This is a genomic window from Streptomyces albus subsp. chlorinus (assembly GCF_013302895.1).
Lineage (GTDB): Bacteria > Actinomycetota > Actinomycetes > Streptomycetales > Streptomycetaceae > Streptomyces > Streptomyces chlorinus.
Genome location: NZ_VJOK01000001.1, coordinates 4,881,639 through 4,907,053, shown reverse-complemented (window position 1 = coordinate 4,907,053; position 25,415 = coordinate 4,881,639). Strand labels below are relative to the sequence as shown.

The 25,415-nt window shown below is 73.2% G+C and carries 25 protein-coding genes; 7 read left to right on the top strand and 18 right to left on the bottom strand.

The annotated features are described in order from the left end of the window. The first annotated feature begins 130 nt into the window (after positions 1-130). Entirely contained in the window at positions 131-592 is a 462-nt protein-coding gene (locus FM076_RS21535; protein WP_173874911.1) for a flavodoxin family protein, read from the top strand. 281 nt (positions 593-873) lie between these two features. Then, positions 874-1,848: a LysR substrate-binding domain-containing protein gene (locus FM076_RS21530; RefSeq protein ID WP_173874910.1), complete on the top strand. Its 975-nt coding sequence runs from the start codon at positions 874-876 to the stop codon at positions 1,846-1,848. A gap of 208 nt (positions 1,849-2,056) precedes the next feature. Here FM076_RS21530 and FM076_RS21525 read toward each other — a convergent pair whose 3' ends face one another. From FM076_RS21525 to FM076_RS21515, 3 genes are read right to left on the bottom strand one after another with little or no spacing between them, the layout of a single operon-like run. Further along, positions 2,057-4,390, bottom strand: a complete 2,334-nt coding sequence (locus FM076_RS21525) for an ABC transporter permease (protein ID WP_173872617.1) — start codon at positions 4,388-4,390, stop codon at positions 2,057-2,059. After that, positions 4,387-5,112, bottom strand: a complete 726-nt coding sequence (locus tag FM076_RS21520; RefSeq protein ID WP_173872616.1) for an ABC transporter ATP-binding protein — start codon at positions 5,110-5,112, stop codon at positions 4,387-4,389. Before FM076_RS21520 ends, FM076_RS21525 begins: the two co-directional genes overlap by 4 nt. Further along, positions 5,109-5,633: a PadR family transcriptional regulator gene (locus tag FM076_RS21515; RefSeq protein WP_173872615.1), complete on the bottom strand. Its 525-nt coding sequence runs from the start codon at positions 5,631-5,633 to the stop codon at positions 5,109-5,111. Before FM076_RS21515 ends, FM076_RS21520 begins: the two co-directional genes overlap by 4 nt. Positions 5,634-5,811: 178 nt before the next feature. Between FM076_RS21515 and FM076_RS21510 the strand changes: the two genes are divergently transcribed. Further along, positions 5,812-7,659, top strand: coding sequence for an alpha/beta hydrolase (locus FM076_RS21510; protein ID WP_173872614.1), 1,848 nt, complete (start codon positions 5,812-5,814; stop codon positions 7,657-7,659). 61 nt (positions 7,660-7,720) lie between these two features. On the opposite strand, the gene FM076_RS21505 is transcribed toward FM076_RS21510, so the two are convergent. The 4 genes from FM076_RS21505 to FM076_RS21490 all read right to left on the bottom strand — a co-directional run bounded on the left by FM076_RS21505 (position 7,721) and on the right by FM076_RS21490 (position 12,912). Then, positions 7,721-9,079 carry an AI-2E family transporter gene (locus tag FM076_RS21505; RefSeq protein WP_173872613.1) on the bottom strand — a complete coding sequence of 453 codons (1,359 nt, stop codon included), beginning with the start codon at positions 9,077-9,079 and terminating at the stop codon, positions 7,721-7,723. 245 nt (positions 9,080-9,324) lie between these two features. Further along, complete coding sequence (locus tag FM076_RS21500; RefSeq protein WP_173872612.1) at positions 9,325-10,062, bottom strand: transglycosylase SLT domain-containing protein; 738 nt, start codon at positions 10,060-10,062, stop codon at positions 9,325-9,327. A 429-nt stretch (positions 10,063-10,491) separates the two neighbouring features. Beyond that, positions 10,492-11,832, bottom strand: coding sequence for a PhoH family protein (locus FM076_RS21495; RefSeq protein WP_173872611.1), 1,341 nt, complete (start codon positions 11,830-11,832; stop codon positions 10,492-10,494). A gap of 318 nt (positions 11,833-12,150) precedes the next feature. Further along, the gene (locus FM076_RS21490; protein WP_173872610.1) at positions 12,151-12,912 is read right to left on the bottom strand and encodes an isoprenyl transferase; all 762 of its coding nucleotides are present in this window, start codon (positions 12,910-12,912) and stop codon (positions 12,151-12,153) included. 148 nt (positions 12,913-13,060) lie between these two features. Here FM076_RS21490 and mgrA point away from each other — a divergent pair, with 148 nt between their 5' ends. After that, the gene (gene mgrA / locus FM076_RS21485; protein ID WP_173872609.1) at positions 13,061-14,161 is read left to right on the top strand and encodes an L-glyceraldehyde 3-phosphate reductase; all 1,101 of its coding nucleotides are present in this window, start codon (positions 13,061-13,063) and stop codon (positions 14,159-14,161) included. 151 nt (positions 14,162-14,312) lie between these two features. On the opposite strand, the gene FM076_RS21480 is transcribed toward mgrA, so the two are convergent. Beyond that, positions 14,313-15,080, bottom strand: a complete 768-nt coding sequence (locus FM076_RS21480; RefSeq protein ID WP_180218526.1) for a prepilin peptidase — start codon at positions 15,078-15,080, stop codon at positions 14,313-14,315. Between the two features lie 204 nt (positions 15,081-15,284). On the opposite strand from FM076_RS21480, the gene FM076_RS21475 reads away from it, so the two are divergent. The 3 genes from FM076_RS21475 to FM076_RS21465 all read left to right on the top strand — a co-directional run bounded on the left by FM076_RS21475 (position 15,285) and on the right by FM076_RS21465 (position 17,934). Continuing rightward, the gene (locus tag FM076_RS21475) at positions 15,285-15,506 is read left to right on the top strand and encodes a hypothetical protein (RefSeq protein ID WP_173872607.1); all 222 of its coding nucleotides are present in this window, start codon (positions 15,285-15,287) and stop codon (positions 15,504-15,506) included. A gap of 183 nt (positions 15,507-15,689) precedes the next feature. Beyond that, positions 15,690-16,694 (top strand): hypothetical protein, encoded by a 1,005-nt coding sequence (locus FM076_RS21470; RefSeq protein WP_173872606.1) that lies wholly within the window; start codon positions 15,690-15,692, stop codon positions 16,692-16,694. A gap of 148 nt (positions 16,695-16,842) precedes the next feature. Next, positions 16,843-17,934 carry an IS630 family transposase gene (locus FM076_RS21465; RefSeq protein WP_173872605.1) on the top strand — a complete coding sequence of 364 codons (1,092 nt, stop codon included), beginning with the start codon at positions 16,843-16,845 and terminating at the stop codon, positions 17,932-17,934. Here FM076_RS21465 and FM076_RS21460 read toward each other — a convergent pair. The 10 genes from FM076_RS21460 to FM076_RS21415 all read right to left on the bottom strand — a co-directional run. Then, positions 17,931-18,404, bottom strand: a complete 474-nt coding sequence (locus FM076_RS21460) for a hypothetical protein (protein WP_173872604.1) — start codon at positions 18,402-18,404, stop codon at positions 17,931-17,933. The two genes, FM076_RS21465 and FM076_RS21460, sit on opposite strands and share 4 nt — an antisense overlap. A 168-nt stretch (positions 18,405-18,572) precedes the next feature. After that, positions 18,573-19,322, bottom strand: a complete 750-nt coding sequence (locus tag FM076_RS34055; protein WP_243274593.1) for an OmpA family protein — start codon at positions 19,320-19,322, stop codon at positions 18,573-18,575. 3 nt (positions 19,323-19,325) lie between these two features. Next, the gene (locus FM076_RS21450; RefSeq protein WP_173872603.1) at positions 19,326-19,919 is read right to left on the bottom strand and encodes a hypothetical protein; all 594 of its coding nucleotides are present in this window, start codon (positions 19,917-19,919) and stop codon (positions 19,326-19,328) included. A gap of 32 nt (positions 19,920-19,951) precedes the next feature. Then, entirely contained in the window at positions 19,952-20,506 is a 555-nt protein-coding gene (locus FM076_RS21445; RefSeq protein WP_173872602.1) for a hypothetical protein, read from the bottom strand. A 50-nt stretch (positions 20,507-20,556) separates the two neighbouring features. Then, a complete protein-coding gene (locus FM076_RS21440; RefSeq protein ID WP_173872601.1) occupies positions 20,557-20,748 on the bottom strand; it encodes a hypothetical protein in 192 nt (63 codons plus the stop codon). A 468-nt stretch (positions 20,749-21,216) separates the two neighbouring features. Then, positions 21,217-22,107 (bottom strand): DUF5936 domain-containing protein, encoded by an 891-nt coding sequence (locus FM076_RS21435; RefSeq protein ID WP_173872600.1) that lies wholly within the window; start codon positions 22,105-22,107, stop codon positions 21,217-21,219. Between the two features lie 4 nt (positions 22,108-22,111). Further along, positions 22,112-23,104: a type II secretion system F family protein gene (locus FM076_RS21430; protein WP_428814958.1), complete on the bottom strand. Its 993-nt coding sequence runs from the start codon at positions 23,102-23,104 to the stop codon at positions 22,112-22,114. Then, on the bottom strand, positions 23,101-24,483 hold the full coding sequence (locus FM076_RS21425; RefSeq protein WP_173872599.1) for a CpaF family protein: 1,383 nt from the start codon (positions 24,481-24,483) through the stop codon (positions 23,101-23,103). Before FM076_RS21425 ends, FM076_RS21430 begins: the two co-directional genes overlap by 4 nt. 126 nt (positions 24,484-24,609) lie before the next feature. After that, positions 24,610-24,996, bottom strand: a complete 387-nt coding sequence (locus FM076_RS21420) for a TadE/TadG family type IV pilus assembly protein (protein WP_173872598.1) — start codon at positions 24,994-24,996, stop codon at positions 24,610-24,612. Between the two features lie 6 nt (positions 24,997-25,002). After that, positions 25,003-25,415, bottom strand: a 413-nt coding sequence (locus FM076_RS21415) for a TadE/TadG family type IV pilus assembly protein (RefSeq protein ID WP_243274592.1), incomplete at its 5' end; no start/stop codon positions are given.

The window sequence follows — 25,415 nt, the reverse complement described above, 5'->3', positions numbered from 1 at the left end:
GGCCGTCCACTGCCCAGGCCGACGCCCACAGGTCGGTGACCTGTACCTCCGCCCCTCTCACCACTGGGTGGTGTCACATCCGGGGCCGCCGCCTTGTCCTCTTTCTGAAGCCGAGGAAGGGATCGTGAGGATGAAGGCCGTCATCGTGTGCGTCTCCGTGTCGCACGGAAATACGCGTCGTGTCGCCGACAGCATGGCTCAGGTACTGGACGCGAAGGTCGTCCCCCCTGAGCAGGCCGACCCGGCGGAGCTGGCCGGCGCCGACCTTGTGGGATTCGGCTCGGGCGTCTTCTGTCAGAGGCTCCACCGCCGCCTGACCGACTTCGTCAAGGCGCTGCCCGCCGGGCGGGGCCGGGCATTCGTGTTCGCCACCAGCGGGCTTCCCGAGCTGCCGCTGGTGCCCTTCACCCGCCCCTTGGTCCGGCTCCTCGACGGCAAGGGCTTCGAGGTGGGCGGGACCTTCTCGTGCCGGGCACTGGACACCATGCCGCCCTTCAAGCTGGTCGGCGGCATCCGGAAACAGCGGCCGAACGACGGGGACCTGGCCGCTGCGCGGGCGTTCGCCGCGCGGCTGCGGGACGGGCTCTCGTAGGTCGTGTGGTTGATCGTCTCGCACTCCTCGCCCTTCCCCAGAGGGACGACGCAGGCGGTCAGCTCGGACTCGGGGAATCCGGCACCGACGGTAAGCACGTGCGCGTACGCGCTGGTTGCGCCTGCGGGCGGCCAGGATGCCTGGGTTGTACGTATTCCTGGAGGTCGGCCGGAACCACCCACCCGCGTAGGGCATTGATCGCGGACATAGTTACAGTTGGGGTGTTTGATTGGAGTGAGTTATCAGTGACCGCACCGAGCGCGCAGTCCTTCCCCGCCCAGGTGAGGCGCACGGCCCCGCCCCAGCAGGCGCCGCGCGCCGGCCGCACCCGGCAGCCGAGCCTGTCCCAGCTGCGGGCTTTCAGCGCGGTGGCCGAGCACCTGCACTTCCGGGAGGCCGCCGCCGCGATCGGCATGAGCCAGCCCGCGCTCTCGGGTGCCGTGGCGGCACTGGAGGAGACGCTGGGTGTGCAGTTGCTGGAGAGAACCACTCGAAAGGTGCTGCTCTCCCCCGCCGGTGAGCGGATGGCGGTCCGGGCCCGCGCGGTGCTGCACGCCATGGGCGAGCTGATGGAGGAGGCGGAGGCGGCGCAGGCGCCGTTCACCGGGGTGCTGCGCCTGGGGGTGATCCCCACGGTGGCCCCGTATCTGCTGCCGACCGTGCTCGGCCTCGTCCGCAAGCGCTACCCGGATCTGGACCTCCAGGTGCACGAGGAGCAGACGGACTCGCTGGTGGAGGGGCTGGGGCAGGGGCGGCTGGACCTGCTGCTGTGCGCGGTGCCCCTGGCGGCCTCCTGGATCCAGGAGGTGCCGCTCTTCGACGAGGACTTCGTACTCGTCACCCCGCACGACCATCCGGCGGCCGGGCGCTGCGACCTGCCGCGCTCCCTGCTGCGCGAGCTGGATCTGCTGCTGCTGGACGAGGGGCACTGTCTGCGCGACCAGGCGCTCGACATCTGCCGCGAGGCGGGCCGCACGGACTCGGCCAGCGTGACGACCAGCGCGGCCGGACTCTCCACCCTGGTGCAACTGGTGGCCGGGGGCATGGGCGTGACCCTGCTGCCGCAGACGGCGGTGCCCGTGGAGGCCGCGCGCAACGCGTCGCTGCGGACGGCCTGTTTCGCCGATCCCGCGCCCTCCCGGCGGATCGCGCTGGCGATGCGGGAGGGGGCCGCGCGGGAGGAGGAGTTCCGCTCCTTCGGTGACGCCCTGCGGGCCGCACTGGCCTCCTTGCCCGTCCGTCCCGCACGGCCCTGAGACGGCCGGGCGGCCTGAGAACGGGGGGGGCGGCCCCTGAGAGACCGCGGCGGCCCCTGAGACGGCCTGGCGGCGGTACGGCGGGGCCGACCGGCGCGCACGGCCGCTGGTTTCCCGCGGGGCGGCCGGACCGGAGCGCCGGCGTCCGGCCCGGCCGCCCCGCGCATGAGGGTCGCACGGCACGCGCCGCACGGCGTGTGCCGCCTGGCTACTCGGTGCGCAGCCCGTCCGGCCGCATCAGGCGCCACAGCACCGGCATGCTCAGCAGTGTCACCACCGCGATCACCCCGGCGCCCACCCCGGCCATCGGCCAGAAGACCGTCCACTCCCTCACCGGCCGGCCGATCACCCGCATCAGGGCCCAGCCCAGCCCGAGGCCGATACCGGAGGCCAGCAGGAGTCCCAGCGCGACCGGCACGGCGGTCTGCCACAGCACCGAGGCGCCCAGTGTCCTGCGGCGGGTCCCGAACGCCACCAGTACCGCCAACTGCCGTCGGCGCTCCCGCAGCTGCTCGATCTGGGAGAGGATCATGCTGGCGCCGATGAGGGCCAGCACTCCGGTTGCGGCGGCGAAGACGGCGCGCCGCAGCGCCAGGAAGTCCTTGGAGGTCTCCGTCTCGTGCATCTGCATGATCCCCGCCACCGGATCGTCCCGGTAGAGGGCGGTGCGGACCTTCTCCACGACGTCCGGGTCGTCCTCGCGGAGCTGGATCCAGCCGGTGTAGGAGACGTCGAACCGCTCCACCGGCGCCGCCGACGGTGTCACGAGGAGCGCCTCGACGGGCAGGTCGCTCCAGCCCGGGTGCTTGGCCCGGACGGTCCGCGCGGAGGCGGGGACCGTCCACTTCGTGGCGCCCTTGCCGCCGGGGCCGGTCACCTCCAGCGCGGTCCCGGCGCGTGGCGGTGGGCCGCTGCCCTTCCGCTCAGGCGCCGTGGCGCGGAAGACCTGGCCGTCGTGGCAGGAGGGGAGCGCGGCCAGCCCGCGGAGCCTGGCGCAGTCCCCCACGATCACCGTGGCGTACTTCTGTTCGGCCTCGGTCATGCCCGCGATCGGCTGGGACGCCTCCAGGTAGCCGCTCACCGAGGCGACCCCCTCGATGTTCCGGAGCTTGCGGGTCCGCTGCTCCGCCTCGGCGGGCGACAGGCGGTAGCCGCCCCCGACGGTGATCCGCCGCGCGTCGGTGCGCTCCTGGCCGGTCGGCCGCGTGGACAGCTCCTCGGCCCCGGCGAACAGCATCTGGAGCGCGATGGCCCCGGCCACCGCGATGGTGATGCCGCTGACGGCGCGGACGGCCGTGCCGCCGCCGAGCTGGAGGCGGCGGACGGCGAGCTGCCAGGAGAGCGTGCCCCCGCGCAGCCCGTTCACGAGCCGCCCCACCAGCCAGGGCAGCAGCAGCGCCACCCCGCTCAGCAGCAGCAGCGCACCGCTGACGACCCGGGTCTCGCTCACCTGCCCCGAGTCCCCGCGCAGGGCGCCGGCCAGCGGCAGCAGGAGCAGCAGGCCCACGGCCGGGGGCACCAGCCGCCACCACAGCCGGCGCGAGACGGGCCGGCTCTCCCGCAGCACGCCCAGCGGTTCGATGGTGACGCCGCGCAGGGCGAACACGGAGACGGCCACTGCCACGGCGGGCACGCCCAGGACGACCAGCGCCCCCAGGGCCGGGTCCGGCACCACGTCGGAGGGGAAGGCGCTGGCGTCGAACAGGGAGACCTCGTCGGCGCCCTGCCGTCCCAGGGCGAAGAGCACGGCGCCCAGCACCACGCCGAGCACCGCGCCGGCCAGCGACTCCCCGGCCGCGATCCGGCGGGTCATCGCGGCGTCGGCGCCGACCAGCCGCAGGGCTGCCAGCCGTCGGTCCCGCCGTTCGCCGCCGAAGCGCGTCGCCGTCGCGACGAAGACCGCGACCGGCGTCAGCAGCACCACGCAGGCCACCGCGCCCAGCATGAGGAGTACCGGGTCCATCGGCGGGCGGTCCTGCGAGATGCCGAAGCGCTCCAGGCGCACCCCGGTGGCGCCGGGCGTCAGTTCGTCGGTGCCCAGGTAGGCGGACAGCTCGGCCGGTCCGGACAGTCCCTCCTTGCCGATGGTGCCGACGACGCGGTGGTCGAACCGCTTCGTCAGCTCGGCGCCGTCCTGGGAGGCGAGCAGTTCCTTGAGCGCGGGTGAGACGACCATCTCGCCGGGCCGGGGGAACCTGTCGACGCCGGGCGGGGTGACCGGATGGCTGCCTTCCGCCTGGAGCATCCTGGCGTGCAGCTCCTTGTCGTGGTAGCTCGTGTTCGCGTCCGCCACCAGCAGCGACCTGTCGGACGAATGCTCCACCCCAGCGTCCACGAGCAGGCCACCGCGGGCGTCCGTGCGGGCGTCCCGTTCGCTCAGTGCGTGCGGGACGGAGGCCGCCAGCAGCAGCATCGCCACTCCCAGCGCCACTCCCAGGGCGGTCAGTGCCGTACGCACGCGCCCTTGGCGCCCCGAGAAGGCGAACCTGGCGCCCATCGCGAGGTCGCGCGCCCATCCCCGCACGCGCCGCCGGTCGGTCATAGGGCGGCCGCCATGGGGTTCATGTCCCGGGCCCTGCCGTCGCGGACGACGATCTCGCGGTCGGAGTAGGCGGCGACGCGGGACTCGTGGGTGACCAGGACGACCGCGGTCTGCGACGCGCGGGCGGTCTCGGTCAGCAGCCGCATGACGCGTTCGCCGTTGAGGGAGTCCAGCGCGCCGGTCGGCTCGTCGGCGAAGACCACGCGGGGTCCGCCGGCCAGGGCGCGGGCGACCGCCACGCGCTGCCCCTGGCCGCCGGAGACCTGGCCCGGCCGGTGGTGCCGTACGTCCTCGACCTCCAGCCGCTCCAGCCACTCCTTGGCGCGGGCCTCGGCCTCCTTGCGGCCGGCTCCCGCCAGCCGCAGCGGGAGCGCCGCGTTCTCCAGGCAGGTCAGTTCGGGCACCAACTGCCCGAACTGGAAGACGAACCCGAAGTCGCCGCGGCGCAGGGCGCTGCGCTGGGCGTCGGAGAGCGTGGAGATGTCCCTGCCCTGGTAGGTCACCCGGCCGCTGTCGGGCGGCACGATTCCGGCGAGGCAGTGCAGCAGGGTGGACTTGCCCGATCCGGAGGGGCCCATCACCGCCACGACCTCGCCCGCGCCGATGGAGAAATCGGCGCCGTCCAGGGCCGTGGTCGTGCCGTAGGTCTTGCGCAGCCCCTGTGCGGACAGCAGTGCGGCCGTGGGGTGCGACGGGGCGGGAGGGGTGGGGAGCGAGGTCATGCGCTCACCTGACCGGCGAGCTTGTCCAGGCGCGCGGCGGCCGTCTCCAGCCAGCGCAGGTCGGCCTCCAGGTGGAAGAGCGCGTGGTCGCAGATCAGCTGGTCCGCGAGGTCGCCGTGGGTCTTGCGGCGGGTCAGCTCGCGCATCATGCGCAGGTGCTCCGCGCGCTGGATGTCCAGCAGCGCGGCGCCGTCCCGTCCCGTCAGCAGGGCGAGCACCAGCTTGGTGTAGAGGGTGCTCTGGAGGTACGGCTCCGGCTTCTCGGGGGTGGACAGCCACGTGTGGACGTCGGTGACCCCTGCCTCGGTGATGGCGTAGCGCTTGCGTTCGGGGCCCTCGCCCGGCTCGACCCCCTCGACCTCGACGAGCCCGTTCTTCAGCAGGCGCGACATGGTCGAGTAGACCTGCCCGTAGTGCAGTTGCCTGTCGTGCCCGAACTTCTCGTCGAAGGCGCGTTTGAGGTCGTATCCGTGGCGTGGCCCGGTCTCCAGCAGACCGAGCAGGGTGTGGCTTATCGACATGCGAGGCACACTACACGACGTGTATACACCGCGTGTATACACCCGGTGGGGACAGGGCGGGAGCGGCACAGGACCGCCCACGAGCAACCCCGGCGCCCCCCGCTGCGTCAGCCGGTCAAGAGCGGTCGATACTGGACGACCGGTGCCGTACCGGCAGCGAGTGAGCGGAAAGTGGGCGATGGGTCAGGCAGCGGACGAACAACTCGCGCCGCCGCGCCGCATCCCGCCGCAGCGCGGCGCTCCCCAACGGCGCCGGATACCCGCGCCGCCGCCCCGTGTCCGGCGCCGCCTGCGCGTACTCGCCCGGCGCCTGCGCGCGTCGGCCCGGCACCCCTACTGGGAGGCGCCCCACCCCTCCTACGTCGTGCGGCGCTGGCCCGGGCTCGCGGCGCTGTGCTGCGCGACGCTGTTCTTCTGGCTCTCGCTGACCCCCTCCCTGGTGCCCCGCCCCTGGTTCCTCCAGGGGGTGATCGGGGGCATCACCGCCGCCATGGGGTACGCCATCGGCGGGCTGGCCGAGTGGCTGCTGCGGCTCACGCTGGGGCCGCTGTGCCGCCGGTACGTCCGCCGCCGCCCCGGACCCCGCTGGCGGGCCCGCGCCTGGCTGGCGTACTACGCGCTCAGCACCGCGCTCACCATCGCCGCGCTGTCCTGGAGCGCCGACGCGCAGCGGGAGCTGCGCCGGCTCCAGGAGATGCCCGAGACCCTCACCTGGCACTCCCTGATGATCGCCCTGCTGGCCATGGCGATCTGCCTGGCGCTGGTGGCGCTGGCCCGCGCGGTCCGGCTCGGCACCCGCGCCCTGATCCGGCTGCTGGGCCGCTTCGTGCCGCGCCCGCTGGCGATCGGCGTCGGCCTGCTGGTCAGCGCGATGGTCGTCGTCTTCGGCACCCGCGACGTCGTCTTCGACCGCGGCGTCCTCGATGGGGCGGCGTACCTGGCGCAGCAGACCGACGAGAGCACCAAGGACGGCATCGTCCGGCCGCGTTCCCCGCTGGTCTCGGGCAGCCCGGCGTCCCTCGTCGAGTGGGACGAGCTGGGGTACGAGGGCCGCAACTTCACCGGCTCGGCGATCTCGGCCCGGCACATCCGCGCCGTCACCGGGAAGCGCGCCCTCCGGCCGGTCCGGGTGTACGTGGGGCAGGCGTCGGCCCCCTCGTTCAGGGCCCGCGCACGGCTGGCGGTGCGGGAGCTGGAGCGTACCGGCGCCTTCGACCGGGACGTGCTGGCCATCGCCGGGACCACCGGCCGGGGGTGGGTCAACTCCACGGACGCCGAACCGCTGGAGTACATCCACGGCGGCGACACCGCCATCGTGGCGGTGCAGTACTCCTACCTGCCCAGCTGGGCGTCCTTCCTGGTGGACAAGGAACAGGCGGGCCGCGCCACCCGGGCGCTGGTGGAGGCGGTACGCGCCCGCTGGCTGGAGCAGCCGGCCGGGCACCGCCCCAAGCTCGTCGTCTTCGGCGAGTCCCTGGGCGCCTATGGGATCGAAGCCTCGTTCGACGGCCCGGACGATCTGCTGGCGAAGGTGGACGGCGCCGTCCTGGCCGGCTCCCCCCACTTCTCCCCGATCCGCCGCGAACTGACCGCGCACCGCGAGCCGGGCAGCCCGGTGTGGCGCCCCGAGTACGAAGGGGGGCGCCACTTCCGGTTCGCTCAGTGGCCCCGCGAGGACCTCGCCCGCCCCGGCCCCGGCTGGAAGTCCCCGCGCGTCGTCTACCTGCAGAACGCCTCGGACGCCATCGTATGGTGGTCACCCGGCCTCGCCCTGAACCCGCCCCCCTGGCTGCGCGAGCCGCTGGGGCCGGACATCACGGACGCGGTCACCTGGTTCCCGCTGGTCACCTTCTGGCAGACGACGGTGGACATGGCCGTCTCCTACGGCGTCGGCGCCCCGCACGGCCACCGGTACGGCAACGGTTCGGTGGAGGCGTGGGCCGCTGTCGCCCCCTCCCGCGGCTGGACGGATAAGGACACCCGGCACCTGCGCCGCTTCATGGACCAGCGCGAGGCCCCGTACTGACAGCCCCCTCCCGCCCGGAGGCGGAGGGGGCCGGGCCAGGCCCACCGCGGACGCGGGGTGGTCACTGCTCCGGCTCGGCCGGGTCCCGCTCCCCGCTCCCGGGGGGCGGCGCGGCCTCCCGCAGCTGGCGGAGCGCCTGCTCCTGCGCGTAGCCCTTGAGATAGCCGACGACCGTGTTGACGACGGCCACAAGCGGCACCGCCACCACCGCGCCGGGGATGCCCGCGATCAGGCTGCCGCCCGTCACCCCGAGGACGACGGCCAGCGGGTGGACGCGCACCAGGCGGCCGAGGATGAACGGCTGGAGGATGTGGCTCTCGATCTGCTGGACGGCCAGCACGACGCACAGCGTCAGCAGGGCCGTGAAGATGCCGTCCGTGACCAGCGCGACGACCACGGCCAGGGCGCCGGAGACCACGGCGCCGACGATCGGGATGAAGGCGAACAGGAAGATGAAGACGGCGAGCGGCACGGCCATCGGCACCTTGAGGAAGTACAGGCCGATGCCGATGAAGACCGCGTCGATCAGGGCCACTATCACCGTGCCGCGCACATAGCCGGTGAGCGTCGCCCAGGCGCGCGGGCCCGCACCCGCCACCCCCTCGCGCGCCGCCGCGGGGACGAACTTGAGGGTCCACTCCCAGATGCGGCGCCCGTCGTAGAGGAGGAAGAGCGTCACGAACATCGTCAACAGCGCGCCCGAGAGGAACTCCAGGATGACGGTGACGCCCTCGATGCCCGCCGAGGTCAGCTCCTTGCTGTTGTCGCCGATCCAGTCGCTCAGATTCTGGGCGATGTCGTTGATCTGGTCCTCGGAGACGTGGAACGGGCCGTTCAGCGCCCAGTTCTTCAGCTCCTGGATACCGTCCTGCACCTTGTCGGTGAGGGTGTCGAGGTTCTCCATCACCTGCCACACCACGAACCAGCCGACCAGGCCCATGACGACGAAGCCGGCGATGAAGGTGATGGCGGTGGCCAGCCCCCGGCCGAGCCCGATCCGCCGCAGCCTGGCCACAGTGGGCTGGAGCAGGGCGGTGATGAGCAGTCCGGCGGAGAAGGCGATGATCACCAGGCTGATCGTGCTGACGACCTTCATCAGCACCCAGATGACCCCGGCGAGCACCAGCAGCCGCCACCCGGCCTCGGCGGCGACCCGCACCCCCCACGGCACGGCTGCGGCCGGTTCCGGTTTGGCCGCTATGGCCGGCGCGTACTTCGGCGGCGGCGGCACGTATCCGCTGGTGTGACCGGTGCCACCCGCCTCGGCCTCGGCCTGGGCGCGGCCCGCCTCGGCGTTGGAGAGTCTTCGATCGATGTCGTCGGGCCCGGGCGGGCCCGCCTCCGCCTCGGCCCGCCGCTCGGCGGCCTTCGCGGCCCAACGGCCCACGGCCGACCTGAGCCTGTCCAGTCTGCTCGTCATTCCGCTTCCTCCGCCCCCGTGTGGCCAGTGGCTTCGCCGTGTGAGGGACGACGTTACCCGCGCGGAGGGTTGCTTCCCGAACCGGACGCCTCACCACGGGGGCGCCGCGACGGCCCGCACCGAGTGCGCCGTGCGGGGCGGGGACCGGGCATGCGGAAGCCCCCCGTACCGATCCGTGCGGACCGGTACGGGGGGCTTCCGTCGTCCGGACGAGGTGTCCGGCGGGCGTTTGGGGCCGGTGCGGCTCAGTACCAGTTGTTGGCCTGCCAGAAGTCCCAGGCACCGCAGGGGCTTCCGTACCGGTCGTTCATGTAGTTGAGGCCCCACTTGATCTGGGTGGCGGGGTTCGTCCGCCAGTCGGCACCCGCCGACGCCATCTTGGAGCCCGGCAGCGCCTGGACGAGGCCGTAGGCGCCGGAGGAGGCGTTGGTGGCCTTGTAGTTCCAGCCCGACTCGCGCGAGACGATCTCGGAGAAGCACTGGTACTGCCCGGCTCCGACGATCTGCTTGGCCATCGACTGGACCTCGGCCGTGGTGTACGACCCCTTCTGGGCGAAGTCGCCGGCGTCCGCGCGGTCGGCGGAGCGGCTGGCCGTCTTGAGCTTGTCGCGCTCCTTGGCCTTCTCGGCCGCCTTCTTGGCCGCGGCCTCCTTCTCGGCCTTCGCCTTCTTGGCTGCGGCGTCCTTGGCGGCCTGCTTGCGCGCGGCTTCCTCGGCGGACTTCTTCGCCTTGGCCTCCGCGGCGGCGGAGGCGGCGTCGGCCTGCTGCGTGAGCGAGGCCGTCTGCACCTGGGTCTGCGACCCGGCCGGTATGTCCTCCAGGAGCGTCGCCTGGGCGGCGGTGGCCTCGGCGTCGGGCGCCTGGCCCTTGTCGGCGCCTGCGGCAACACCGACGACGGCGCCGACGGTGGTGACCGCGGTGGCGGACGCCACGGCGAATCCCCGGACCGAAATCCGAGCAGTCACACGGTTCCCTTCCAACATGCCCGCTCGGGTGACCTCGCGGACCAATCGTGCCCCTGACACTGGCCTCCCCGTGATGGGCGTGGGAGGCACGGGCCCGGTGGGTCTCCCTTCGGGTGAGAGCCCGCGTGGTTCTTCGGGCGGCATACGGCGCTGCTGCTGTTCAGTTCTGTACTGCTGCGTGGTGTCGCACCGTTGAGGGTGCGGCTGTGCCGTATGCGGGGCCTGACAGGACCCACACCTTGCCGGAACGGGACGCGCGGAAGCAATTCAGCGTTGAGTGGGAAAGCTCACACGGCGTTTGGGGCAAAGGAATCACGGAAATCACCGCGCAAACGGGCCCCGTGCCGCTAGGGTGTTGCGCCCTTCGGCACGGGGCCCGCTCCAGGGGTGCCCGTCAGCCCTTCTGTTGACGCTCCGTCGGGGCCGGCCGGGCCCCCGCGTTCCGGGTCATACGCGCCCTTCCTCCAGCATTTCGGTCACCAGTGCGGCGATCGGGGAGCGCTCCGAACGGGTCAGCGTGATGTGCGAGAAGAGAGGGTGCCCCTTCAGCCGCTCGACGACGGCGACCACACCGTCGTACCGCCCCACCCGCAGGTTGTCCCGCTGGGCCACGTCATGGGTGAGCACCACCCGCGAGTCCGTGCCGATCCGCGAGAGGACCGTCAGCAGCACGTTCCGCTCCAGCGACTGCGCCTCGTCCACGATGACGAAGGCGTCGTGCAGCGAGCGCCCTCTGATGTGGGTCAGCGGCAGCACCTCCAGCATGCCGCGCGCCACCACCTCCTCGATGACCTCGCGGCTGGTGACGGCCGAGAGCGTGTCGAAGACCGCCTGCGCCCAGGGGCTCATCTTCTCGGCCTCGGTGCCCGGCAGATAGCCCAGGTCCTGGCCCCCGACCGCGTACAGCGGCCGGAAGACCATCACCTTGCTGTGCTGCCGGCGCTCCAGCACCGCCTCCAGCCCCGCGCACAGCGCCAGCGCGCTCTTGCCGGTACCGGCGCGCCCGCCCATCGAGATGATGCCCACCTCGGGGTCGAGCAGCAGATCGAGGGCGATGCGCTGCTCGGCGCTGCGCCCCTTGATGCCGAACGCCTCCCGGTCGCCCCGCACCAGCCGGATCCGCCCGTCGGAGGTCACCCTGCCGAGCGCCTTGCCCTTCTCGGACTGGAGCACCAGGCCCGTGTGGACGGGAAGTTCGGGCGCGTCGTACGGCAGGGCCACGCTCTCCGCCGCGAACAGCTCGTCGATGTCCTCACCGGGCAGGGTGAGTTCGGCCATCCCCGTCCAGCCGGAGTCGGTGATGGCCAGCTCCGCGCGGTACTCCTCGGCCAGCAGCCCCACGGAGGACGCCTTGATGCGCAGCGGCAGGTCCTTGGAGACCACGGTGACGTCGTACCCCTCCGCCTGGAGGTTGCGCGCCACGGCGAGGATGCGCGAGTCGTTGTCACCCGGCCGGCCGTGCTGGTTGAGCATGGCCGCCGGCAGCACCGCCGGGTCCGAGTGGTTCAGTTCGACCCGGAGCGTTCCGCCCTGGTCGCTGAGGGGGATCGGCGCGTCGAGCCGTCCGTACCGGATGCGGTACTCGTCGAGCCTGCGGAGGGCCTGCCGGGCGAAGTAACCCAGCTCTGGGTGGTTGCGCTTGGCCTCCAGCTCGGTGACGACGACCACGGGCAGCACCACATCGTGCTCGTCGAACCGGTCCATGGCGGCCGGGTCCGACAGCAGCACGCTGGTGTCGATGACATACGTGCGCCTGTCGGACTCGCTGCGCTTCTTGCTGATCACCACGGTGGGACGTACCCCCTCGGATGGGTCGGGGAGCGACGGCGTCGCGGGGGAAGAGGCCGGAGAGCGCCCGCACCACGCGGGCCGGACTCCGGCCCTCCGCGTCCCCCACTCCGTGGGGTGTCCGTGGTACCAACAGGGCCTCCCGGCGACCACGCCCCATGAGAGAGGCACGGTCGTGAGGGATATTCCCGCCCCGGACGTCAACCATGCGCCATGCGTTCGGGCATGGCGGGGACCGGCTACCGGGGACGCCGGGGCGCGGCCCGGGTCACCGGGCCCGTCGGGGCCGGGGGGCACGCCCCTGCCGGGGCCGCGGCCTCAGTTGCCGTACCGCCGGTGCCGCGCGGCGTAGTCGCGCAGGGCCCGCAGGAAGTCCACCTTGCGGAAGCCCGGCCACAGGACCTCGCAGAAGTAGTACTCGGAGTGCGCGCTCTGCCAGAGCATGAAGCCGGAGAGCCGGGTCTCACCGCTGGTGCGGATGATCAGGTCCGGGTCGGGCTGGCCCCGGGTGTAGAGGTGCTCGGAGATGTCCTCCACCGTGAGGCTGTCCGCGCACTCGTCGAGGCTTATCCCGCGCGCCGCGCGGTCCGCCAGCAGGGAGCGGACGGCATCGGTGATCTCCTGGCGTCCGCCGTAGCCGACGGCGACGTTGACGAGTATCCCGTCCACGTCCCCGGCCTGCTGCTCGGCCTCCTTGAGCACGCGCTGCGTGCTGGCCGGCAGCAGGTCCAGCTGCCCGACGTGGTGGACGCGCCAGCGTCCGTCGGCCGCCAGGTCGCGCACGGTGTCCTCGATGATGCCGACCAGCGGGAGAAGCTCGCTCTCGGGGCGGTTGAGGTTGTCCGTGGACAGCAGCCACAGGGTGACGACCTCGACGTCCGTCTCGTCGCACCAGCCGAGCAGCTCCTGGATCTTGCTGGCCCCGGCCTTGTGCCCCTGCTCGGTCGTCCCGCCCGAGGCGCGCGCCCAGCGCCGGTTGCCGTCCAGGATGACGCCGATGTGCTTGGGCACCTGTGCGTGATCGAGACGGTCCTCCACCCGGCGCGCATAGAGCTTGTACACCAGGTCGCGCAACTTCATGGGAACGGCCAGCCTCTCCGTGCCGAGTCGGGATCCCGAGAACCTTACTGCCGTTCGCCCTGACGTACGAACCGGGCCGGTCACGGCCGCCGCGGCGCTCACCGGAACGGCCCGGGGCGGCGCTGACGAGCGGTGATAGGAAATGCACATGACCCACGGCACGCACCGCACCACTTCCCCCGTTCCCGCCCCGTCCCCCGCAGCGGTCCCGTCCGACACGCTCTACCGCGCCGAGGACACCCGGTACGAGGCGATGGAGTACCGCCGCACCGGCCGCTGGGGGCTCAAGCTGCCCGCGATCTCGCTCGGCCTGTGGCACAACTTCGGTGACGACCGCCCGCTGGCCACCCAGCGCGCCATCCTGCGCCGCGCCTTCGACCTGGGCGTCACCCACTTCGACCTGGCCAACAACTACGGTCCGCCGGCCGGTTCCGCGGAGCTGAACTTCGGCCGGATCTTCGCCCAGGACTTCCGGCCGTACCGGGACGAATTGGTCATCTCGACCAAGGCGGGCTACCTCATGCACCCCGGCCCGTACGGAGAGTGGGGCTCCCGCAAGTACCTGCTCTCCTCGCTCGACGCCTCACTGAGCCGGATGGGCCTCGACCACGTCGACATCTTCTACTCGCACCGCTACGACCCCGACACCCCGCTCGAGGAGACGATGGGGGCGCTGGCCACCGCCGTCCACCAGGGCAAGGCCCTCTACGCGGGCATCTCCTCCTACAGCGCGGCCCGCACCCGCGAGGCGGCACGGCTGCTGCGCGAGATGGGCGTCCCCGCGCTGATCCACCAGCCCTCCTACTCGATGGTCAACCGCTGGACCGAGGAGGACGGGCTGCTCGACACCCTGGAGGACGAGGGCATGGGCTGCATCGCCTTCGCCCCGCTCGCCCAGGGTCTGCTCACCGACAAGTACCTCGACGGCGTCCCCGCCGGCTCCCGCGCCGCGCAGGGCAAGTCCCTGGACCCCGGGCTGCTGACCGAGGAGGTCGTTGGGCGGCTGCGCGGCCTCAACGCCCTCGCCGAGCGCCGCGGCCAGACCCTGGCGCAGCTCGCCCTGCGCTGGGTGCTGCGCGACCCGCGGATGACCTCCGCGCTGATCGGGGCCAGCTCCGTCACCCAGCTGGAGGCGAACGTCGCCGCCCTGCGCGGAGCCCCGCTCGGCGAGGAGGAGCTGCGCGAGATCGACGCGCTGGCGGTGTCGGAGCCCGGCACCAACATCTGGGCGGCCAGCAGCAGGGCCTGAGCCCCGGCCGCTCCGGGCAAGAGAAGCGGGCCGGTCCGTGGGGGGATACGGACCGGCCCGAGGGGGGGTTTCCACCATAGCCCCTCGGACGCGATGTTCCGCACACCAACAACCGTGTCGCGCACGCCAGTACGGCGCGTCCACCTCCCCCTCAGCCGGTGAGCGCGCCCAGCGCCACGCCCGCCACCGCTCCGAGCACCATGAACGGGCCGAAGGCCATGGCGCTGTCGCGGCGGGCGCGCCCCGTCAGCATCAGCGCGAAGCCGTACCCGGCCGCCGACAGGAAGCCCAGGAAGGCGCCCGCGAACAGCACGGCCCAGCCGTACCACCCCAGGGCCACACCGACCGACAGCGCGAGCTTGACGTCACCGAAGGCCACCGCGCGCGGGCTGATGACGAACAGCGCGAAGAACGCCCCGGCCAGCACGAGGCCGCCCAGCAGCGCCCCGCGCCAGCTCCCGGCGGCTCCGGGCAGCAGGGCGGCGAGTCCCAGCAGCGCGGCGGTGCCGGCCGCGAGCGGCAGGGTGAGCATGTCGGGCAGCCGCATCACGGCGAGGTCGACCGCGGCCAGCAGCAGCGCGCACGGCACGAACAGTAGCCACACCGCGAGTTCGGGACGCACGCCCACGGCCGCGGCCAGTCCCGCGCACACGAGTGCGCCGACCACGGCGAGGGCGCCCCGCCCTCCGCCGTACGCCTCCCCCGGCTCCCGGCCCCCGGCGCGCACCTCCCCGGCGCACGCGCCGCACACCGCGGGGCCCAACACGCCCCGCACGCCCCCGCCCAGCGGATGCCCCCCGGGGCAGCTGTCGCGCCAGGGCTTCCCGGGCTCCACGGAGAGGCGGTAGACGGCCCGGGGCAGCAGGGAGCAGACCGCGGCGCCGTAAGCGGCGGCGGCCACGCTCACTATCCACTCCAGCAGCACACCGCGAGCTTATGTCCCCGGCCGCGCGGGCATCCGGCACCGGCCGTACGGAGCGCTCGGGACGCGATTCATCTCACATCCCCTCGGAGCATCCCGGAGCCGGACAGCGCCGACACCTGCGACGCAGCACCAATCGGCCGTCTCCGACGCCTCGTTAACCAACTGCCGTTGTCAGTGGGGGGCCGTACTGTAGTCCGTATGACATCGACTTCCACCGGGCCCGGAGAGCCCGGACTGTTCGGGGAGACGAGCGCGGGCCGAGCGCCCTCGCCGGAACTCTCCGTCACCGCGGCCAACGACGCGATCAGGGATTTCGTCGCGGGCCGCACTCTCTGGTCGAAGGAAGCACTCGCCGAACTGGACCGGCTGCGCGGGCAGTGGCAGCGCGCCGTACGTGCCGAGATGGTCAAGGCGGCGTGAGGGCCGCCGCCTTGGCCATCTCTTCTCTCCCCCGCTCCCCGCGAAACCCGGAACCGGCCGCCTCTCCCCGCGCAGCCGCCTTCCCCCGAGGGCTCGCCAGCCGCTGACCGATCCGCGAGCATGTACGCGTAAGCGGTACGCGCGGGGAGCGCGGGCCGGCCCTGGGGGAGACGGAGCGCGCGGGTGAGAAAGCTCGGACGGGGACGGGACGGACGCCACGGCGACGACAGCCGCGAGGCCCCCGGCACCGGCAGCCCCCCGAGTCCCGGGTCCCCGGACCCGGCCGCCGCCTTGGCCGGCACGGCCCACGGCGGAGACGCCGGGGCGGAAGGCGAGGGCGCTCTGGGCGAGCGGGCCCGCCGGGGGCGGCTCCGACTGCTGGTCGCGGCGGCCCTGTTCGCGACGCTGATCCTGCCGAAGGTCGTCAGCGCCCCGGGCCGTGCGGACGAGGTGTCCGCACGCCCCTCCCCGGGCGCCGGCAGCGTCCCGGCGTATCCGACCCCGCAGCCCGGTGACGGTGACGGCGCGACCGCCGGCCCGTCGCCCTCCGGTTCCGCGCCCGCCACCGGCGCACCGCCGGACCCCTCGTCCTCACACCCCGTACGGCCCGGCGCCACCGGCCCCGCGGCGGGGCCCGGTTCGGCCTCCGACTCCCTCGCGGGCGCCTTCCGCTCGGTCCGGGCCGGCCAGTGCCTGACCATCCACGGCAGCGGCTCCGGCTGGAGCCGCCCGGCCCCCGTCGAGGCCACCCGGGTGCCGTGCGGGGACGAGAGGGCCTACACGCGGGTGACGGCCGTCCACCACACGGGCCCCGGCACCGGCACGGACGCCGGCCCCGGCCGCGGCCCCGGCGGAGATGTGGAAGCCGCCTGCCCCACCGGCAACGGGCGCGCCAGTTGGACGCACGGGGAGACCACCCTGTGCCTCACCCGCCAGTTCCGCACCGACCAGTGCCTGCTCGCCGAGTCCGCGGGCGGCGAGGTGCGCGCCGCCCTGATGTCCGCACCCGCCTGCTCGACCCGGCCGCCCTCGGGCCAGGGGCGGTACGACCGGCTGCTGAGGATCACCGGTGTCTACCGGGACACCACCTCGTGCCGGGAGGGCGACGCGGGCACACACGCGCACTACTGGACGTGGAAGGTGGACGGCGGAAGCCGCACCCTCTGCACGGCCGACGCGGCCGAGTGAGCGCGGACGGCGGCGCCGGCCCCGGGGCCGGCGCTCCGGCCTGCCGTGCCGCCGGGACCGGGTCCCGGCCGGACAGGGCCCGGACGGAGGGAGCGGGCAGGGGCCGCGACGCTAGTGACCTGAGTCGGAGATTTGTCGTTGGTTGGGTATGAGTCGTCCGGGTCCGAAGATTCCGCCGTTGTCGGTCACTGATGCCCAGCGGGCGGTGCTTGAGGGGTGGGTGCGTCGTCGTTCGACGGCTCAGGCTCTGGCTCAGCGGTCGCGGATCGTGCTGGAGTGCGCCGAGGGGCACTCGATCATGGAGGTGTCCCGCCGGCTGCGGGTCACTCCGGACACGGTCCGCACGTGGCGGCGCCGCTTCCTCGAGCGAGGTCTGGACGGCTTGTGCGACGACCCGCGCCCGGGCGTCCCACGCAAGATCACCGATGCGGACGTCGAGAGAGTCATCGTCAAGACTCTCGAGGAGACGCCGAAGAACGCCACACACTGGTCAACCAGGTCGATGGCCGCGGCCACGGGCATGTCGCAGTCGACCGTCTCGCGGATCTGGCGGGCGTTCGCCCTGGCGCCTCACCGGTCGCAGACGTTCAAGCTGTCCACCGACCCCTTGTTCATCGACAAGGTTCGCGACGTCGTCGGTCTGTATCTCGACCCGCCGGAGAAGGCCCTGGTGCTCTGCGTGGACGAGAAGTCGCAGATCCAGGCCCTGGACCGGTCCCAGCCGGTCTTGCCGATGATGCCCGGCGTTCCCGAACGCCGCAGCCACGACTACGTCCGGGCCGGCACCACTACCCTCTTCGCCGCCCTGGAGGTCGCCACCGGCAAGGTCATCGGCTCCCTGCACCGCCGCCACCGGGCGGCGGAGTTCAAGAAGTTCCTGACCAAGCTCGACAAGGAGGTCCCCGACCGCCTGGAAGTCCACCTGATCCTGGACAACTATGCGACCCACAAGACCCCCGACATCAAAAAGTGGCTGCTGGCCCACCCGCGGTTCCACCTGCACTTCACGCCAACCAGCGCATCCTGGCTGAACCTGGTCGAGCGCTGGTTCGCCGAACTGACCCAGAAGAAGCTCAAACGCGGCGTCCACCGCTCCGTTCAAGCCCTCGAACGCGACATCCGATCCTGGCTCGCAGACTGGAACGAGCACCCCAGACCGTTCGTCTGGACGAAGACAGCCGACGAAATCCTCGACAAAGTCGCCGCCTACTGCCGACGAATCTCTGACTCAGGTCACTAGCCCTTCAGCCGCCGCCACCAGCCCGGCGTCGTCACCGCGACGGCCGTCGCACCGGCGACCAGCGCGAACGGCAGGGCCAGGCCCGCGAGCGCCAGGTACGGCACCGCGGAGAGTGCCGCCACTGCGCAGTACAGGGCGCCCGCGAGGGAGAGGAAGCACTGGGTGCGGGGCGGCCCGTCGGCGTTGAGGCGGACGACCAGCGCGGCGCAGACCGCCGCCCACAGCGCCGCCCGGGGCTCGCCGAAGCTGACTGCGTCCCGCGCCCCTTCGGCCGCGCGGAACCACCACTGGCCGTCCAGGGTGGCCGTCCAGTGCGGGAAGTCGGCGGCGTAGTCGGGGAGCCGGGCCCCCGGCGGGACCTTCTCACCGAGCGCCGCGACGTCCTGCCGCACGCACTCGGTGATCAGCAGCAGCGCCGCGCCGAGCGCCTGCGCGGCGCCCGCGGGCCAGCCGACGGCCCACGCCCGCACCCGGGAACGGCTGCCGGACCGGCGGGTGAACCGCCTGCCGGACCGGTTGGCGGACCGACGGCCCGCCCCACCATGCGCTGAAGCGCCCTCGTACACCGCACCGCCCCCCGTTCGTCCGTACCGGCACGGTTCATGATCCGGCCGGCCGGATGCGGCCCGCAAGGCCGGTCAGTCCTTCTTCGGGAAGGAGACCTCGACCCGGCGGTTCCTCTCGCGGCCCTCCTCCGTCCTGTTGTCCGCGATGGGGTAGTCCTCGCTGTAACCCCGCACGTTGAAGCTGACGTCCGGGTCGAGCCGGGCCGCCAGCTCTGTCTGCACGGCGGAGGCACGCTTCCTGGAGAGCTTCTTGCCGTGCGCGTAGGAGCCGAGATCGTCCGTGAAGCCGAAGACGTTCACCTCGGTGCTGCCCTGCTTCTCGATCTCCTCCGCGATCTTCCGAATGCGGTCCTTCGCGCCGTCGTCGAGCTTCGGGCTGTCCTTGGGGAAGAGCACCTCCGCCTGCAGGGTGAACTTCGTCCTGACGGTGCTGTCCTCGCGGCGCTCCTCGCCGCCCAGGTCCTCCGTCACGAACTTGATGTCCAGCACCTTCGGCTCCGCCAGCTCCGCCCCGTCCGCCAGCCGGAGGCCCGCCGCCTCGGGGTCCACCTCGACCGGCTCCTCCACGTCCCCGATGTTGTCGGGCGGTTCGCTGAACCCCGGGTCCCCCGGCCCCTTCTCCCCGGGGAGGGAGGGCGCCTGCCCGGTGGGGATGGTGGTGGGGTCGGCGGTGGGGTACCGGGTGGCGATGTCGGGGACCGAGGGGGTGGGTCCGGGCTCCGGGTCGTCGGCCGAGGCCGGCGCGGTCACGCCGAGCACCAGCGCGGCCACGACAGACGACCATGCCACGGCCCGGGTCGGATACGGCCGAGTACGCCCCATCGGTCACTCCCCTCCGTCGAGGGCCACGGTGGCCGGAGGCATGTCGGCGATCTGGAACTCGACCTCGTCGGTGCTCTTCGGCGGTGCGGGGAACTGCGCGTACCAGGTCTTCGACTTCCCGGCCGGCACCGGCTGCCCGAACGAGGTGCACAGGCAGCGGCCCTCGGTGTCCCGCAGGACGAGGTAGCGCTTCTTGCCCTTCTTGTCGACCAGCTTCGCCCCGGCCACCGACAGCTTGTTGCGGAGGGACAGTTCGGACTCCTTCCCCTCCCAGCCCGGCGCCACCCACGCCTTGCCGCTGCCGTTGGTCACCGTACCGGTGACGGTCACGAAGCCGCCCGACTCGCGGCGGGCCGAGGTGACGGTCAGCGTGATGTCCTCGCCGCCCCGCACCTCGGCCAGCGGCTCCCCCGTCCCGTCGCCGTCCGTGCCGTCGCCGCCGGATCCGGCCCCGCCCTTCGCGGAGGACGACCGCGGGTGCCCGGCCCCGTCGTCCCCGTCCCCTCCGCCGCAGCCGGCGGCGGTGAGGGCCAGGACGGCCGCCAGGGCCGCCGCGGCCGTCCCTCTGCGAAGCAGCGTGGTGCGCCGAAGATTCATGAAGTACCCGACTCTCGTCCGTCGTTCGCTCGTCATTCGACCAGCACCACCGAGAAGAGGTCCGACGGTGCCACGTCGGGGTCCTCGTCGTCGGGGTCGACGGTGAGTTCCTCACCGTCACAGGTCAGCTGGAGTTCCCCGTCGCGGTCGCCGTCGGCCTCCTCGGCCTCCTCGACCTCGCACCGGGGGCGGATCACGGCGGTGGCGTCGGCGCGTGCGGTCTTGTGGTCGGCGCCGGGCACGAAGGTGTCCCCCGTGTCGAACCGCGTCTCGATGCCGACCCGGTAGCCCGTCCCGCCCTCCCTGGTGACGGGTTCGCAGTCGAGGAGGTCGGAGCGGTTGAGGTGGGCGAAGCGGGCCGCCTCGCCACAGCCGTCGCCGCTCAGCGGCGCCACCGCGTCCAGCCAGTCCCGCCAGGTGTCCCCGTCCTCCAGGGAGTCCAGGAAGCCCTCGTAGAGCAGGTCCCGGTCGTCCTTGGCCGCTGACACGGCGGCGGCGTCGGCGGCGGTCTGGCCGCCGTTGCGGACGGCGGCGGCCTGGGCGAAGGCGAAGAAGGCGAAGGCGAGGAAGAGCAGGCCCGCGAGCACGGCACCGTACAGGATGACCGTCTGGCCGCCGTCCCCGGCGGCCGGCGCGGTCAGCCGCCGAGCACGGCGCCGACCGCGTTGGCGATGGCCCCCGAGATCATGGCGTCCAGCCCCAGCGCGCGGATCGCCAGGATGATGCCGGCGACCAGGATCACGATGCCCGCGTACTCGATGGAGTTGGCGCCTCGGTCCGCGGTGCGGCCGCGGAGGTGGGTGACGCGGGTGCGGATGGGGTTCGGCATCGGGCTCTCCTTGGTTGGTGGCTGGCTCGGTCGTCCCGAGGGGGTACGCCCCCGTGTCCGTCCGGCTCGCCCGTCCCGCGTGGCGGCACCGGCGGAGGCCGCCGCAGCGTGGTGTCACGTCGCGCGCCCCCTCCCCTGGCCACCGCACGCTGTAGCTGACAGTCGCTGTCCGCATGCAGACTGTGCCACAAGTCGCCGCGGGGACGAAGAGGGGAAGGAAAAACCGCGGGGAGCTTCCGGGGTGCGGCACGGGACGGGGCTGCGGGATGAGCCGGGCATGTACGGCGCGGTCTCCGCTCGGTGAACGGCGGCCGGGCCGCTCGCCTCACCCGCCTTCGCGGCCGGTGTGCCGGGCGGGGCCGGGCGGGCAGCGCGTACGACGCCCCTCACGGCAGCGGGCCGCCGGCCCCGCGTACCGTCGTCCGCGCCAGGCGGCAGCGGGCGCGGTGCCGCGTCATCGGGCACGTGTCATCCCCCCAGCACCGAGCCGAAGTCCGTGTCGGAGCCGAGGACGAAGGTCGCCACGATCAGGATGAGCGTGCCCGGGAGCAGGAAGCCGATGGTGGCCATGGTCGCCTTGGGGACGGTCTTGGCGGCCTTGCGGCGGGCGTTCTGCGCGTCGGTGCGGCGCATGTCGGTGGCGATCTGGATGAGCGTCTCGGCGATGGGGGCGCCGAGTTCCTCGCCCTGCTGGAGTGCGGTGACGAACTGGTCGACCTGGTCGCCGGCGTTGCGGCGGCGCAGTTCGTCGAAGGCCTGGCGGCGGCTGACGCCCATGTCCATCTGGCGCAGGGTGATGCGCAGTTCGTCCGCCCACGGGCCCTGGTAGCGGTCGGCGACCCGCTCCAGCGCCTGCCGGAAGCCGAGTCCGGCGGAGACGACGACGGCGAGGACGTCGAGGAAGTCGGGCAGGGTGCGCTCGATGACGCGGCGGCGGTCCCGGATCGCCTGCCGGATGCCCAGGTCCGCCGCGCCGGCGCCGAACGCCAGGGCGAACGCGGCGAACAGCGGGCTGTCGGCGGCCAGTCCGACCAGCGCCATGGCCAGGCCGAAGGCGCCGTAGACGGCGCGCCGGGCCGCGTACCGCTCCAGGGTGAGGCCGCCGGGGTTGCCCGCCTGGTCGATCGTGCGGCGTTTCCGCGCGGTCCGCCGCGGCCCCATCAGCCGCAGCACCAGCGGCGCCAGCCGCATGCCGAGCCGGTCGACGGCCGCCTCCCGCCTGGTGGTGCGGGTGGCGCCCACCTCCAGGGCGAGGGCGAGGTCGGGCGGCAGCTTCGCCTCGGCGCGGTACATGCGGATGCCGGCGAACGCCCCGTACACCGCCAGCGCGAGCAGGGTGGCCAGTCCGAGCGTGATCACCGGTTCACACCTCGATCCTGCCGAGGCGGCGGATGACCAAGAACCCGGCCGCGAACAGGCCCACCGCGACAACCATCGCGATCTGCCCGACCGGGCTGCCCGTCACGCGGGCGAGGGCGCCGGGCATCATCGAGTTCATCATCAGCATCGCGCCCAGACCGAGCAGCGGGATGGTGAAGGCCGTCGCGTTGACCTCGGCGAGCATGGTGCGCACCTCGCGCCGGGTCTCCTTGCGCTCCTCCAGCGTGGTGGTGAGGTTGCGCAGCGAGGCGACGATGGTGCCGCCCGCGCGGTGGGAGAGCACCAGCGTGGTGACCAGGACGACGAGTTCGCGGGAGGGCAGCCGCTCGGCCAGCTCGCCCAGCGCGTCGTCGATGGAGCGGCCGACGGCCAGCTGGTCGGTGACCAGCCGCAGTTCATCACCCGCCGGGGCCTCCAGCTCCTCGGCGGCCATGCCGAGCGCGGTGCGCAGCGCGAGTCCGGCGGAGGTGGCGTTGGCGAGTATGCGGGCGAGTTCGGGGAGCTGGTTGATGAACTGCTCGGTGCGGCTGCGGCGTTGCTGGGCCAGGAACGCGTTGCCGGCCAGGACGCCGACGAGGCCCGCGATGGGCCCGAAGAAGGGGGCGAGGACGGCCGAGGCCAGCAGCCACAGGACGGCCACCAGGCCCGCCAGGCAGACGACGTACTCGCCGGGGGTGAGGTCGAGTCCGGTGGTGGCCAGCCGCGCCTGGAGGCGGCGGCCCACCGCGGTGGCCCGCACCCGCCGGTCCACCCCGGCGAAGCGGCGCCGTCCGCCGCCGTCCTGGCCGGCCTGCGGCGCCGGGGTGCCGTCCTCGCGCAGCCGTTCGACCAGCGCCCGGTGGCGGGCGCGGCCCGAGGCGTAGACGGCCGCGCCCGCCACGGCCAGCGCGCAGGCCGCCAGCGCGGCCCCGAGGGTGAAGAGGGCCGGGGAGCCCAGCGCCAGGGGCGCGGAGCCGGGCGGGATGCGGTCGTTCACCGTGCCTCCCGGGTGGAGAGCTGGTCGTCGGAGCGGGCGACGCCGAAGGCGGCGGGTACCGCCTCGCCGGCCAGGGCGAGCCGGTCGGCGACCCGGCGGGGCAGCGGGAGGTGGGCGAAGGAGCCGTGCACCCGGCCGTCCGGGCCCATGGGGCGGGGGACGAAGCGGGAGACCGTCGCGATCTGGAACGTCTCGCGGCCGTGCGAGGCCAGCAGGGCGATCTCGACGATCCTGCGGGAGCCGTCGGCCAGCCGCGCGAGCTGGATGATCACGTCCACGGCGGAGTTGATCTGGTCCTGGAGGGCGGCGAAGGGCACCTCGACCTCGGACATGGAGGCCAGCGTCTGGAGGCGCATCAGCGCGTCCTCGGCGCTGTTGGCGTGCACGGTCGCCAGGGAGCCGTCGTGTCCGGTGGACATGGCCTGGAGCATGTCGAGGGTCTCGCCGCCGCGCACCTCGCCGACGATGATCCGGTCGGGCCGCATCCGCAGCGAGTTGCGCACCAGGTCCCGCACGGTGATCTGGCCCCTGCCCTCGACGTTGGGCGGGCGGGTCTCCAGCCGGATGACGTGCCGCTGCTGGAGCTGGAGTTCGGCCGCGTCCTCGACGGTGATGATGCGCTCGTGCTCGGGGATGAGCGCGGAGAGCGCGTTGAGGAGCGTCGTCTTCCCGCTGCCCGTACCGCCGGAGACGATCACGTTGAAGCGGGCCCGGACGAAGGCGGACAGCAGGGCGAGCATGTGTGCGTCCAGGGTGCCCAGGCCGATCAGTTCGCCGAGGGTGTAGGCGCGGGGGAAGCGGCGGATGGTGAGGGTGGCGCCGGTCAGCGACAGCGGCGGGATGATGACGTTGACCCGCTCCCCGGAGGGCAGCCGCGCGTCCACCATCGGATTCGACTCGTCCACCCGGCGGTTGACGGTGGAGACGATGCGTTCGATGGTCTGCATCAGCTGCTCCTCGGAGGCGAACCGGACCGGCACCTCCTCCACCCGGCCGCCCCGCTCGACGAAGATCTGGTCGGGACCGTTGACCATGATCTCCGTGATCGAGCCGTCCTCCAGCAGCGGTTCGAGCACGCCGAGCCCGAGGGCCTCGTCCACGACGCGGCGGATCAGCAGTGTGCGGTCCCCGGTCGCCAGCACCGGGCCCTCGCGGCTGATGAGGTGGCCGAGGACCCGTTCGAGACGGGACCGGCGCTCGGACGGGCTGAGCGCCGACATCTCGGCGAGGTCGATCTCCTCCAGCAGCTTGGCGCGGTAGGCGGCCACCAGATGGCTGGTGCTCTCGGCGGTGGAGGCGGGGGAACCAGGTGCGCGCGGGCCGCCCGCAGCGCCGCCCTCCGGTCCGGTGACCGCCGTGATACGGGAGCGCAGACTCATCCCGGCACCTCGCTCACCCCTGCACCTCGCTCGGACCCCGCACTTCGCCCGGACCCGGCACCTGGCTCACGCCCGGCACCTCGCTCGTCCCCGGTCCCTCGACCCGACGTCGCGTTCATCGCCCGCTCACCCGCTTCCGTCGCTCGGCATCGTCGCGGAGCGGGACGCCTCGCCCATGCTGTCGATCCCGGGGATGAGGGAGGGGATGGTCACGGTGGCGGTCACCTTCACCGCGCCGCCGCCGTCGGACCGCACGAAGCTGCTGCGGCGCGCCGTCCACCCGGACATGGCGGCCCGGCCGCCCGCCCGGTACCCGTCCGCGCTCTCCTCCTGGGAGGCCACCCGCGCCGCCGCCCGCGCCCCGGTGCCCGCCTGCTGCACCGCGTAGCCGACGAGGCCGAGCTGGATGACGGCCATCGCGACGAGCAGCAGCAGCGGCAGCATCCCGGCCAGCTCCAGGGCGCCGGAGCCCCGGTCGCCCCCCGGTGACCGGCCCGTGCGTCCGCGCCGCATCCCGGCTCACCCCTCCCGCGCCGCGCCGGCCTCGCCGTCGACCGTGAACGGCAGGCCGGCGGCGCCCGGGAAGAGGACCGGGGTCCTCAGCTCGACGTCCGCCCTCCAGACGGTGCCGCCGCGGGTGCAGCTCACCGAGGCGTCCTCGCGCCACTTCGCGGGCAGATGCGTGCGGGCTGCGGCCTCGCAGGCGGCCCTGGGGTCCCCGTACGCGGCGGCCGCGGTGGCGGCGCGGGCGGCCTCGTCGGCGGAGTTGCCCGCGAGGGAGAAGGTGTAGCCGATCAGTACGCACTGCCACAGCAGCACCAGGATGACCAGCACGAGGGGTGCCAGCCCCGCGAACTCGACGGACAGCGCGCCGCCGTCGCCGCCCTCGCGGGTGCGGGGCGCGATCCGCCGCCGTACGAAGCCGAGTGCTC